14 protein-coding genes are annotated in these 13078 nt (G+C 39.5%); 1 reads left to right on the forward strand and 13 read right to left on the reverse strand.

What is annotated here, in order from left to right:
- The first annotated feature begins 137 nt into the window (after positions 1-137).
- Positions 138-1031, forward strand: coding sequence for a hypothetical protein (locus tag ABEW32_RS00350; protein ID WP_430183637.1), 894 nt, complete (start codon positions 138-140; stop codon positions 1029-1031).
- Between the two features lie 141 nt (positions 1032-1172).
- On the opposite strand, the gene ABEW32_RS00355 is transcribed toward ABEW32_RS00350, so the two are convergent.
- The 13 genes from ABEW32_RS00355 to ABEW32_RS00415 form a co-directional block, all read right to left on the reverse strand.
- Positions 1173-1271, reverse strand: a complete 99-nt coding sequence (locus ABEW32_RS00355; RefSeq protein WP_430183639.1) for a DegT/DnrJ/EryC1/StrS family aminotransferase — start codon at positions 1269-1271, stop codon at positions 1173-1175.
- A 41-nt stretch (positions 1272-1312) separates the two neighbouring features.
- Positions 1313-1444 carry a DegT/DnrJ/EryC1/StrS family aminotransferase gene (locus ABEW32_RS00360; protein WP_430183641.1) on the reverse strand — a complete coding sequence of 44 codons (132 nt, stop codon included), beginning with the start codon at positions 1442-1444 and terminating at the stop codon, positions 1313-1315.
- Positions 1445-2351: 907 nt separating this feature from the next.
- On the reverse strand, positions 2352-3251 hold the full coding sequence (locus ABEW32_RS00365; protein ID WP_430183643.1) for a polysaccharide deacetylase family protein: 900 nt from the start codon (positions 3249-3251) through the stop codon (positions 2352-2354).
- Between the two features lie 2 nt (positions 3252-3253).
- Entirely contained in the window at positions 3254-4396 is a 1143-nt protein-coding gene (locus tag ABEW32_RS00370) for a GNAT family N-acetyltransferase (RefSeq protein ID WP_430183645.1), read from the reverse strand.
- Positions 4397-4455: 59 nt separating this feature from the next.
- Positions 4456-4689, reverse strand: a complete 234-nt coding sequence (locus ABEW32_RS00375) for an acyl carrier protein (protein WP_430183647.1) — start codon at positions 4687-4689, stop codon at positions 4456-4458.
- Positions 4686-6353 carry an HAD-IIIC family phosphatase gene (locus ABEW32_RS00380; RefSeq protein WP_430183648.1) on the reverse strand — a complete coding sequence of 556 codons (1668 nt, stop codon included), beginning with the start codon at positions 6351-6353 and terminating at the stop codon, positions 4686-4688. Before ABEW32_RS00380 ends, ABEW32_RS00375 begins: the two co-directional genes overlap by 4 nt.
- Positions 6354-6386: 33 nt before the next feature.
- Positions 6387-7232 (reverse strand): TylF/MycF/NovP-related O-methyltransferase, encoded by an 846-nt coding sequence (locus tag ABEW32_RS00385; protein WP_430183650.1) that lies wholly within the window; start codon positions 7230-7232, stop codon positions 6387-6389.
- A gap of 94 nt (positions 7233-7326) precedes the next feature.
- Positions 7327-8478 carry an aminotransferase class I/II-fold pyridoxal phosphate-dependent enzyme gene (locus ABEW32_RS00390; protein WP_430183652.1) on the reverse strand — a complete coding sequence of 384 codons (1152 nt, stop codon included), beginning with the start codon at positions 8476-8478 and terminating at the stop codon, positions 7327-7329.
- Between the two features lie 6 nt (positions 8479-8484).
- Positions 8485-9123: an acetyltransferase gene (locus ABEW32_RS00395; protein ID WP_430183654.1), complete on the reverse strand. Its 639-nt coding sequence runs from the start codon at positions 9121-9123 to the stop codon at positions 8485-8487.
- Between the two features lie 13 nt (positions 9124-9136).
- Positions 9137-10276, reverse strand: a complete 1140-nt coding sequence (gene neuC / locus ABEW32_RS00400) for a UDP-N-acetylglucosamine 2-epimerase (RefSeq protein ID WP_430183656.1) — start codon at positions 10274-10276, stop codon at positions 9137-9139.
- Complete coding sequence (gene neuB / locus ABEW32_RS00405; RefSeq protein ID WP_430183658.1) at positions 10273-11301, reverse strand: N-acetylneuraminate synthase; 1029 nt, start codon at positions 11299-11301, stop codon at positions 10273-10275. Before neuB ends, neuC begins: the two co-directional genes overlap by 4 nt.
- 28 nt (positions 11302-11329) lie before the next feature.
- Positions 11330-12034, reverse strand: coding sequence for an acylneuraminate cytidylyltransferase family protein (locus tag ABEW32_RS00410; protein ID WP_430183660.1), 705 nt, complete (start codon positions 12032-12034; stop codon positions 11330-11332).
- Positions 12034-13053, reverse strand: a complete 1020-nt coding sequence (locus ABEW32_RS00415; RefSeq protein ID WP_430183662.1) for a UDP-N-acetylglucosamine 4,6-dehydratase family protein — start codon at positions 13051-13053, stop codon at positions 12034-12036. Before ABEW32_RS00415 ends, ABEW32_RS00410 begins: the two co-directional genes overlap by 1 nt.
- Positions 13054-13078: the final 25 nt, after the last annotated feature.

Consider the following 13078-nt stretch of genomic DNA (forward strand, 5'->3'; position numbering starts at 1 on the left):
TTAAAGACAGACCTTATTACCTCCTAAAATTAAATCCACTATTAAACTTTATTTTGAATATATAGACATAAATGTTTAGACATCCCTTTTGTTCTTTTGTATTCTTGGTAAGTAAATTAACTCAAAGGAGAATATGAATGAAAAAGATTTTTATCCCACTCTTACTTTCCATGTTTTTTGCATTATTTATCGTTTCACCCACTTTTGCTGCTACAAATATTGGGTCAGTATTAGAGCAACCCGAGCAAGGTTGGACAAGATATAATTACGACTCAAGTGAGATAACCTATTTAGGTGGAAAATGGACGCTGGATTCAAGTTCAAAATCTTATAATTCTACAATTGGTAATAAGGATACAGGTATTAAATTTAATTTTACCGGTTCTAAAATCCGATATATATCCACTACATGGTCATCTGGATCATCTAGTAATGATGTTATAATCGACGGTAAAGTCGTTGGTAAAATTAACCTTTCCGGTCCCGAAGTGTACCAGAAAAAAATGATGTTTGAAAAAACGGACTTGGGTCCAGGTGAACACTCGTTCGAATTGAAAAATAATGGTACCAACTATATTTTCTTCTATGGTGTGGACATTGAAGGAACTTTAAAACCATTCAATCTAATAAACCCGACTCCTGTGGACCCCGTGCCTGTAGATCCAACGCCTAATCCTGATCCAACACCAACACCAGATCCAACACCAACACCAGATCCAACACCAAGTCCTAATCCTGATCCGTCTGAACCTACAGATCCAACTGAACCAACCGAACCATCAAAACCAACTGGCGACCGTGCTATTTTGACTGTAACCATGGACAATGGATTCGATAAGGACTTCGATCTGAGTAAGAAAGAACTCAATTCCTTTATCTCTTGGTATGACGCTAAAGATGCTGGCAGAGGCCCTTCATTCTTTGCAGTTGATAAGCACAATAATAACAAAGGTCCATTTAGTAATCGTAAGGACTATGTAATATTCAGTAAAATACTCACGTTTGAAGTAAGTGAGTATTCAACTAAATAAATAATAAAGAGGACTCTATATTGGTTAAATACCAGTGGAGCCCTCTTTTAAATCTACTCTAAATTCAAACTGCTTACGGAAGAATAAGATCCGTTAACTTAATAGATTCCGGCGTTATTTTCTCAACTACTCCTCCGCAGTCTACAATCTCCTTCCTTTATATTCACTAAGAATTCCTTGTGCTGCATCCTTTACAACTGCCAAATTGTATCTATTCGTCAACTCTAAAATTTTATCCATATCACAAGCTCAAGCTACTCCAGCATAATGCACTGGGGCAATTACCCTTGTTTTATTTGTGATCGTATCTTCTGTAAGATCTTCATTATTTCAAGTCGAATATCCACGAATACAATCTTAGCTCCTATTAAAACAAAGGCATTGGCAGTAGATACGAATGTATAAGAAGGCATGTTTACACTAAAAATTCTTTCAAACTAGTTTGCACATAAACTCGTAAGTTCTCCATCCCCCGAAAGATGTCCACTAAAAAAAACGACTTTTCAACATACTCTCCTTCTTTTACCTACGATTTCCACTACATTGAAATTTATCATTATCATCTCTCATATCAGAAAATTATGTGGTGAAGCCTATGTCTATGTAGCTTAATAAAAGTGTGGTGATTTAGTCACAGTCTCTATAATTCGTCTCATACTTTCACTGTAAAAAATTTTATCCGTCCTGTTTATTGCTAAAGATCTTCCGCGTCCTCTAAATACAGGAATTCCCCAATTTTTTATAAATGTCTTCATCATCAAAACTGTTAATTTGATAGTACTCTCCTGCCGTGTGAGCAACATCTCCGAAGGCATATGTAAAAACGGGTAGACCTTGCCGTAAGCAATGGCAGCAGAAGTAAAGCCTCCAGATCGAACTGTTTTTAAATACGCTTCACACGGGGTATAGCCATACATTTCAATAGATCGTCTAGTTCTGTTAAAAAAGAATCGTTTAGCTCCGTATCAAGGCGATTACCCACTATGGACAGCCTCCCCCTCCCCAATACTCTCTATCAATTTAGTCTGTGGAGGCATATATTTATAAGTAAACGCACTCTCAATAATGGATTCCCGAGACCTATCTAATCTGCTGTATTTATTTTCCTAGACAAAATTGAAAATGTGCTCTATGAGATAAGAAGATCATAAGCCAATGGCAGAGTGATTATGGGCACAAAAATAGAGATAGGTCGGAGCTTAGATTGAGCCTGAGATAGACAAAACAACGAGCGGCTTTAAATGTAATATCAACTCTTATTGGGATAAAAAAACACAAGGAACCAACATAGTAGTTCGTTCCCCATTCACATCCCACAGATCACAAATACGATGATGTCCCTAGAGGAGGCAGACGTATACAGTCTATTCTGTCCATCCAAAACTCTCTATTGTCCGAAATCCCTCCTTCTCTTGTACTGAAAGCACCAACAAATCCATTCTGTACTAGAACAGGAGTTAGTTTGTCCAACATTAACTTTTGGTTGACTCCACCACCAAAAGCAGGCGTATACCAGATCGGGTTTATACCTAAAACACTCTTCATCCAATCTTTACAAGGACCGATTTCAATATCATAGAATTCCTGTGGATCGCCATTGTAAGGAATATGATTATGAGCATGCACTCCTATAGTCATTCCTGCCTGGCTCATTTCGACTATTTCTTCTGTACTTATATAAAAATCATTTATAAATTTTTGCTTATCGGGAAATAAGGACTGAAAAATAGACTCAAGAAAGATAGTTGCTTCCGTAACAGATAATTTAAAATTAAGCATAAATTTATTGTATCTGCGGAGTTTCTTCTGTTCGTATTTATAGATTTGGCTCTCCTCTTCCACACCGCTCGTATCATATGTCCCACTCAATAATTCCCATAACTCTTCATCGGATTTGAAAGAGAGTACCGTATGTACCAAATGAACTAATGGAACGTTACCCGTGAGGTGTGGACCAGACATGACTGTGAAATATGCAGGAATTCCTTTTCTTTTCAAGATGTCAAAGGCAAACGTATATTGGTCTTTTGTACCATCATCAAACGTTAGTACACACCATGGTTCCGAATTAAATCTATCAATCTCGTCTAATGAGATAATTCGATGTGTCTTGCTAATTAAATCTAGTTGTTCTTCAAAATCATGGGGATGCATGGGAACAATCCCATCCCACCCCTTTTTCTCACGTACATAGTGATACATCGCAGCAATATTACCCATTATTAATTCCACCCTTTAGGAAGTGGCCAGATGTTAGGACGATCCATATCTCCATCAGTTTTAACAAGGTACATGTTATTCACTTCCGTATTTTGAAAATAACCTTCATTATTCTTAATTCTCCACACAAAATTAATAGGATTAACACGATAACGAAAAGGCTGGAATAGGCCTGCTAATCCACATTCCTTTGGCGTGTAGTCTATATTTTGTTTTCTAAAACCAATTGATTCAAGGACATGCTCTAGACGATTTGAACTTAACTGAAAATCCGCCGCAACACACCATTGGTTTCGAGCCCATGACAAAACCCCGGATACCATCTCAATCAAGCGATGATCTGCTATTCCTTCCCAAACATCAGCATTAGCTGGGATGATTTCTATAATCCTCAACACTTTTGTGCCGTGGATACTCTCTTCTGGAGCATATACTCTATCTAGGCGTGCAACTACAATCCCTTCGGCAGTGGAATCCCCGAAAAATAAATACTTATAGCCCGCGCTATTTATATATCTCCATTCCCAAAAGGAGGCGCTACGGTACTGCGAAAGTGAGAAGCGATGTTGAATACTTTTAACGTATAATCGCTCTAACTCCTCACCCGTAATATTGAGTATTGGGCTGTATGAATGTATTAATTTTCCCTCGACATCCGATAACCATTGACTAATACTTGCTTGATCAGCCGGGTCCTTTAGTAATTTTACATAACCATTCACATCAAGTGGAATGACATAACGGTTCAAATGATCTGAATAAGAATATCCCATACGCTCATACATAGGCACCACTTGAAAATTACACCCCAAAGTCAAGCACACCGAATTGTACTTTTCAGCTTCTTTCATAAGCATAATACCCAAGCCACTGTTTCTATACTTTTCTGATACAATCCACATGGCGAAACTGATACCTTTATATTGTTCTCCGTTAGAACTATACTCACCAGGAATGACCCCAAGGAATCCCTCAATACAACCCTTGTCGATCAGTAGTAAACTTTCCGATAGACCATTTTCGTCAATCCGATACTGCCAATCAAACAATTCTTTATTATAGATAGCGTGCTCTTGGGACCAATTTATTCTCATAAACGCAACCAGCGACGCATAATTAGAATCTTTATATTTTACAATTTCCAATAGCTTCTTCCCTCCTTTTCATGCGTTATATTTCTCTACATAACTTTTCAAACAAATTATTAATTATGAATATTATTCAAAATATTCATAATGTTGTGTACGGAATCTATATTAGCTATTTCATCAATGGGAATAGACACATTAAAATTAGCTTCAAGTTCCATCACTAAATTCAATTGATTGAGTGAATCCCAATTTTCAAAGTCACTTTTTACCGATTCCAACGTTACCTTTTCGACAGACACATTCATAATTTTAGAAATTATCACTTGAACCAACTCAAATTTATTCAAAAAGAGCACTCCTTAAGTAAGATATGATGTGGTTGAAATATCTCTCCTAGATTTAATTCATTGTTTTTAGATATATCTTTATACTTCTTTGAAATAAAGTCATAAAAAGGTTTATTCTTTTCTGTTTTTATATACGTAGCCCTAATATGATGGGGAGATAGATGCTTGATAACTAAATAAAGCATTGCTTCCTCAATCCCTTTGCCCATGACACGACAACTCATAACAAAATCATGGATTTCAGCTTGACCTCCATCATCACATGAAACAGAAATCAGACCTGTATAACCTGCATTTCCAAATTTGTCTTCCACTTCAAATAAGAATGCATGATTATTCGGCTGTTCACTCCAAGTCCAAAACTCTTCGATCGTAAACCTGCGGGTTGCCATATTAAACTGATTCGTCTTATTCATTAACTGCACAGCACGTGTTAGTAAGAATTTATCTAATTTATGTGGAGTCAGCTTGATTTCAAGTGAATGCAGCCATTCTTCCAATGAATCTACGTTTAACTTTATCGACTCTCGCTTTTGCTCCTGTTTGAACCAGTCTGTTCGTTTACGATCTTCCAAAGTTATAACAGGAGTCTCAAAACAATCCAGCCTACTAATAAAAACAGGGTATTGAGTAACATCAATAGGTAGGTCAGGTACATATACTTCTGGAAGAGCCTGCTTGATACGATCTCTTTCAGATGGATTATCGTCTAGAAATACAACAGATTGCAGACCTAGGTTAAGCTCCTTTACAATTTCAACCACATTGGCAGCTTTGTCGTTCCAGTTGATTCGAATTGAAGAGAAATCCTTTTTTCTCAGTATCATATCTGGGTGCTGTTCTATCATTTCTAATGCTACCGATTCACTGTTTTTACTGCAAATAGCCAGAATAATACCTCGACTACTTAATCTGTACAATTCTTGCTGAAAAAGTTTAAAGCTCTCACCAACTGGATCTATCCCTCCTAGTTTGATGTTGTCAATGCCATCGTCACCTATCACCCCACCCCAGAGCGTATTATCAAGATCACAGATAATCAGCTTTTTACTTTGTCCATATAGTCCGCTAATGACTGATTTAAGCTCATTAGATACAAAGAGAAAAAAGTCGCGAGAGAACGGGATTTTTCCAAGTGCATACATTTTAGCATCATAGCTCTTTTGCTGAATTGCTGCATACCAATAAGAAGAATCAAGAATAATAACATGATCATGTTTTTGTAGTCGCTCTGAAAGACGTAGATTCATTTGCATAAGCACATTACTTAATCCTACATTGTGCTTTAGTGTCATCGATTGTATCCAACGGTAATGAGGCGGGAGGGACCAAGACACAACAAAAATATGTTTGGCTTTTCCCTCAGCCCCGATAATAAGCTCGCAAAATTGGTCGACTTCATTAAGGACATCACCGATATTAACTTCCTTATAATCCACTAGTTTATTAAAAGAAGGAATTACTTTCTCAGGGCTTGTCCATAAAAGCAACATATCCTTTTTTTCCGACCATACAGAGTGATCAGAATCCATAAGAACCTGGTTTACTTGATTGTAAGGGGCCTCAGTTACCTCTAGCGTGAAATCAGCAAAAGATCCCTCTAGAAAACGAACCATTGGATTTAGATTTAAATCAGAGAGGATTAATAGTTTGTTTTTTTTCATTTTATTGTCATCCCCCATAAATCAATGCTCAAATTACTTCATAATGGCGACACTACCACATAAGTCACTTATAGGTGTGTACTTAACACCATGTTCTCTACAATACTCTCTAACCGCTTGTTTTACACCATGAAATCGAGTGCTATTGTAGTCATGGACTATAATATATCCTCCATCTGACATCTTAGGATAGAAAAATTTCAATCCTTCCAGAATTGGCTGATATAAATCTACATCAAGACTCACAAATGCAAAAGTTTCATTCACATCACTTGCTGACTCTGGAAAATAACCTTTTTTCACAATACAATTTTCTTTATACATCATTTTATTCAGAACTAAGTCCACATCAGAATTGCAAAATTCTCCTGCAATCGAGTTCGAAAAATCCCCTTTATTCTCGTTATCAATATCCTTCTGGTCAAAACCGCTAAAGGTATCAAATAAATATAATTGACGATCAGGAAAAACTCGGTTAATATACTTAGAAAATTCCCCCTTAAACACACCTAGCTCTGCTACACTTCCCTTTACTCCGCACTCATTTATTTCATCAGCAATTTGCCGTAATAGGGCCAGCCTAGTATCAAATTTCAAACTCATAAAATAGTCAATAATTTTTCCCTTCTCAATCGACAACTCTTCAGTGAGCTGCTTGTACACTGATTCACCATGAATATTCGCTATAATTACATAATCGAATACAAGCTTACAGATTTCATTAGGAGCAATAACCAGTTTGGACAAAAATTTGGAGCCTTGTTTAGATACATCATTGTCTGCAAATGCAATAACCTCGAATTCATCACTTAATAGATAATGAACACGAAGTCCTCCGTCACCTGCACCAAAAATAACTACCTTTGCTTTACCAATCAAATTCTACACCTCTTCCGAAATAAACATCATAAAGATAATGTCTGAGTAAGTACTCTTTTTATGCAAAACATAGCTGTGTTAATTGAGTTCAATATTATAATTCATCGAAAAAAGCCTTCATTTGATTAATAACAAAGCTCTGCTCATCCACCGACATATTTGTTCCAGAGGGTAAACAAACTCCTCTTTCAAATAATATTTTGCTAATATCCATGCCACTTTCATGAGCAAAATACACGGCATCTTTAAAGAGTGGTTGCAGATGAAGCGGCTTCCATACTGGTCGAGATTCAATATCATCTTTTCCTAAGTACCCTATTAAATCACTAACGCTCGTACCAATAATCTCAGGGTCTATTATCATTGTTGTCAACCATCGTGTAGACTTACCCGAACCCTTTTCCGGCATAAATTGTATTCCATTAATTCCTGATAGCTCATAGCTGTACTTTTCAAAAATTTCTCGTTTCTGTTGAATGCGTTCGTCCAACACACGAAGCTGCCCTCTTCCTATACCAGCAAGGACATTGCTGAGACGATAATTGAAGCCTACATCCTCATGCTGATAATGTATCGCCTTTTCCCTCGCCTGAGTTGCGTAATGTCGCGCTCTACTTAGAGCCTCTAGATCATCTGAAACCAGCATGCCCCCGCCTGAAGTAGTAATAATTTTATTTCCATTAAAAGAAAGGACACCGAATTTCCCAAGTGTTCCACTCATTTGATTACCGTAAGTCGCTCCCAGCGACTCTGCAGCATCTTCTACAATCGGCACCTCGTAATAATCACATATTTTTCTCAACCGATCGTAATCTGCACTCTGTCCGTACAAATTGACTATCACTACCGCTTTAGGCTTCTTTCCCTTTTCTGCATAAGTCTTAAATGCTCTTTCAAGCGCTTCAGGGGACATGTTCCAGCTGTCTGGTTCTGAATCAATAAAGACAGGAACTGCACCTTGATACAAGATCGGATTAGCACTGGCAACAAAGGTAAGCGAAGAACAAAAAACAATATCATCCTTCTCCACACCAAGCAGTATCAAAGATAAGTGAATAGCTGCTGTCCCAGAACTTAGGGCAACTGCGCCTCCACATCCCAAATAACTTGCCATCTCTGATTCAAATGCGTCTACATTTTTGCCCAGTGGAGCAATCCAGTTGGTTTCAAAAGCCTCTGCGATATATTGTTGTTCTAATCCGCCCATATGCGGGGAAGATAAATAAATTCTGTCTCGGTTGGACATTTCGTTTCATCCCTTATCGTTATCAGATTTGATTACTTTGGCCGGACAACCTACAGCTGTGACGTTGTCTGGCAAATGACGGATGACACATGAGCCGGCACCGACAAGAGTACTACTCCCTACACGGATACCTGGTATAAGATTTGCACCTATTCCGATATGGGCACTACGCCCAATCTGTACGCCACCAGCCATATGTACACCTGGGGAAATATGTGCGAAGTCTTCTATTCTGCAATCATGATCTACAGTAGCCGCCGTATTCACAATGACATGCTCGCCGACATACGCGTCAGCGTTAATCACTGAATTTGGCATAATTACCGAACCCTCGCCAATAAAAGAGCTAGGTGAGACTACGGCGCTTGGGTGAATAGCAGTTCCAAATTTGGCTCCGGCGACTTTGAATTGGCTTGCCATCTTCAATCTGGTTGTATTATCTCCGATTGCCACAATAAGCAGCGCCTCGGGATACAGAGATACTAGTTGATCAATTTGATTACGGCCCCCCAAGACTGGAAATCCGTTCCACGTTTCTTCTTTGCAATGATCGTCTAGAACTCCAATGATTTCTTCACCATTAGACCGTAAAATATCCACGATGACCTTGGCATGTCCTCCTGCTCCAAAAACAATATAGCTCAAGGTCGCTCCCCCCTTAATAGGTAATAGTCTTTTGGATAAGCCGCTCTGACTTGGAGGTTCGTTTCAATATATCCACGATGCGAGAGCTTGTGTTATCTCTACCATAAATATTGTCAGCTGCTTTAACAATTTGTTGGAAAGGTTCAGACTTTACATATTCCAAGGCAGATATCAGTTCAGCCTCGTCGGCCGCGATGTCTATGGTATTCTCAGAACGCTCTCTACCTGTCTGACGAGTTCCAACATTTATGACTGGGACATGAAAAGAAGCAGCCTCAATGATCCCTGAGGAAGAATTCCCAATTAACATTTTTGCATTTTTTAACATTGTCAGATAATCTAATTGCTCAAAACTGGTTACCAAATGCATTCCTTCTCTCGCAGCAAAACGATGATATACACCAACGATCGCATCAGCGCCAGCATCCGAATTGGGCATTACACAAATAACCTCATTCTCACTAGCCAAAAGAACTTCTAACATGTTACCAAGAATGAGCATATCCGCTTCTTCTGTGGTGACAGGATGATAGGCAAACAAAACAAAGTCGTTATCTATATTCAGATCGTACTTCCGTTTCGTCCGTTCTAGCTCAGGCAGGGGTGTATTCATCATCGTTTCAATTCTCGGAGCACCGACTACATGAATTCTCCACGGTTCTTCGCCAAGCCTAATTAGGCGCTCTCTGCTTCCGTTTGTAGCCACAAAGTGAATATGAGCAAGCTTACTGATTGCATGCCGAACAGACTCATCTATCGTGCCGGATACTTCACCACCATGCAAATGAACAAGCGGAATGTTCATATGAGAGGATACAATCGCAGCAGCAAGCATTTCTCCACGATCTCCTAGTACAACGACGAAATCTGGCTCCAAAGCTTCTACGGCTTGCGTCATGCCCATAATTGCTATTCCAATAGAACGAGACATATTAGCGTGAGTAGATCCTTGTAGCAGGCAATCTACCTTAGCAGAAACACGAAACCCGTCCTTTTGGATAGTGTCTAATGTATAAGCATGCTGGGGAGATAAATGCATTCCTGTGGCCAACAGATGGAGCTCCAGTGTATGCTCTTCCTCAATAGCCCGTAAAATCGGATAATATATCCCATAATCTGCTCGCGTTCCGGTAATCACTAATACTTTTTTCATTGTACGTCATCCCATGACAACAAATAATCTACATGTACATCTTTCAGAAGCTGCTTGCCAACCAAATTAGCATAATATTTCGGCTCTATTCCCGTGCCTGGGCGCTTGATGACTAGATCCTCCTGAGTTATCAACTGGCCTGCTTTTTTCGATGTTGCCATTACAACACTTTTTCTTGCAACGGCTCTAGTGCTTTCCTCAGAGGGCATACACCTTTTAATTCCATCCCCTAAAGCTTGCTCCACATTCCGAATCGCATTTACCATCTTGGAAAAGTCAGCAGACTCTAATGAAGCCTTATGGTCAGGACCGGGAAGGGTTCGATCCAGCGTAAAATGCTTTTCAATAATCCTGGCTCCTAGCGCTGAGGCCGCTATAGCGATCTCAATCCCCGCCGTATGATCCGAATATCCTGTGACTTTATCAAACGCTGTGGATATTGTCTTCATAGCCAACAAGTTTACATCCTCCAGGGGGGCTGGATAATCGGAAGTGCAATGCAGCAATAGCACCTCGCTTTTTTGGAATGCTTGCAGGGACTCTCTAATTTCGTCCAGATTGGACATCCCAGTGGAAAGAATAATCGGACGGCCATAGCTATCTAGCTTTTGAAGGAAAGGAATGTTGTTCATATCCCCTGATCCAACCTTGAATGCATCAATCTGAATTGAATCCAGAAACTCTGCACTTTCTTCATCAAAGGGTGTGGACAGGAAATCGATCCCTTTATCCTCACAGTACTTTTTCAAAAGCACAAAATCATCAAAGCTCAATTCAAGCTGTTTTAGCATGTCGAGTTGGCTCTCAGTGGAATTGGTATTTTCCGTCTGATATTCAGCCTTCTGAGCGTACTTGGTTACCAGCTTTTCACTTTTAAAAGTCTGGAATTTCACCGCATCCGCACCGCATAAAATCGCTTGATCGATACATTCAAATGCAAGCTCCAATGAACCGTTATGATTGACTCCTACCTCTGCAATAATATAAATGGAGTGGCTCCCCTTGCTGGATAAGAAATTCTGCATATTATTTACTCTCTCCTTACTGCGAGGCCTACTTGTCGTTGGATTCTCTCAAAAAAAACTCTGCCATTTTTAAATCAAACTTGTCATCTATGTCAACAGATCGTTCTCTGGGCATAATGTATCCACAATTACGCGGTCCAACCAGAGTGCCACTGTTCATCAACAAATCTCTTTTTACGATATAAATGGCTCCATTTAGAGCATACAGTTCTTTCAAATCTTGCCTTCTCAAATGCTCCTTTTCATCTTTCAGGTAGGGCATAAGTCTTCCGTTATCCATTTCCCGAAGTAGATAGGGCTGCACTCCTGACAAAGTGACACTTTGTAATGAATCCGCCTGATTATTTAAAAAGAGTGTATACGCTTCTTTAATATCCAGGGCATTTCGTAATGGAGATGTAGGTTGAAGCAGCATAATAACATCAAAAAATTGATTTTGTGTGTGCTCATAAAATTCAACTGCATGCTTCAATACATCAATGCTTTTAGCCACGTCAGTAGCCAGCTGCGCAGGCCTTACAAATGGAACTGCAGCTCCAGCTTGACTTGATACGCGAGCAATATCCTCGCTATCCGTTGTAACTACAACTTCATCTACGCAACCACTGTTCAACGCAGCCTCAATGCTATATTGAATGAGCGGCTTATCATGTAATAATCTAATGTTTTTACCAGGTAAACCTTTTGATCCACCTCGCGCAGGAATAACCGCCAGACATTTATAATTGCCCATCACACAGCACCCATGGTAAAGCCTAAACCATTCTGTTCAATCAGTTCCCGAATAGCTTTCGGAAAAATCTGTGGCGCAGTCATCGAAGAATATTCTTGGCGAATCGCCTTTTGGAAACCAGCATATTCCTGCTCTGCGGTATGAAATAACGAAGGGATGATATACATTTGTCCATTCTCCAGCGCTCTTTCGGATTCTTCAAGCGACATCAGCTCTTCATACAGCTTCTCACCTGGGCGAATTCCGGTCTCAATGATTTCTCCACGATAGGGTTGACCAACCGCTTCTTCATACGAATCAACCAGGCATTGGGCCAAATCTGTAATTTTGAGAATTGGCATTTTCAGCACAAAAACTTCTCCGCCTTGCGAATAATGCGCAGCATCTATAACCAATTGGGCGGCTTGTGGAATAGACATCATAAAACGAGTCATCTCTGCATGTGTAACCGTCACGGGTATCCCTTTAGCAATCTGGTCACGGAATAATGGGATAACGGAGCCCCTTGATCCCATAACATTTCCAAAGCGAACACAAGAGAAGATGGTGCGTTTGCTCCCTTTGTACAAATTGGCTGCTGAAATCAAACGTTCTGATAGCAGCTTCGTAGCTCCCATCGTATTCGTTGGATTCACCACTTTATCTGTGCTAATGGCTACCACTTTTTCTACATTATGCTCAATGGCCGCCTCAATTAAATTCTGTACACCAATAACATTGGTTTTCACTGCCTCCATAGGGTTATATTCGCATGCAGGCACGTGTTTGAGAGCAGCTGCATGAAAAATATAATCCACATCCTCCATGGCGTAGCTCAGTCTTTGCTTGTCCCTGATATCACCGATCAGATAGCGGACATTCGTAAATTCTTTTAATTCTTGCTGCAGATCAAACTGCTTGCTCTCATCTCGACTAAAAATCCGTAAAGCCTTAGGGTTATACGATAAGATATTGCGTACAATTTCACTGCCAATAGAACCTGTGCCGCCCGTAACCAGTACAATCTTGTTGGTAAACATATTAACCTCCGGAGTGTAAAACGAT

The organism is Paenibacillus jamilae (assembly GCF_050482105.1).
GTDB lineage: Bacteria > Bacillota > Bacilli > Paenibacillales > Paenibacillaceae > Paenibacillus > Paenibacillus jamilae_B.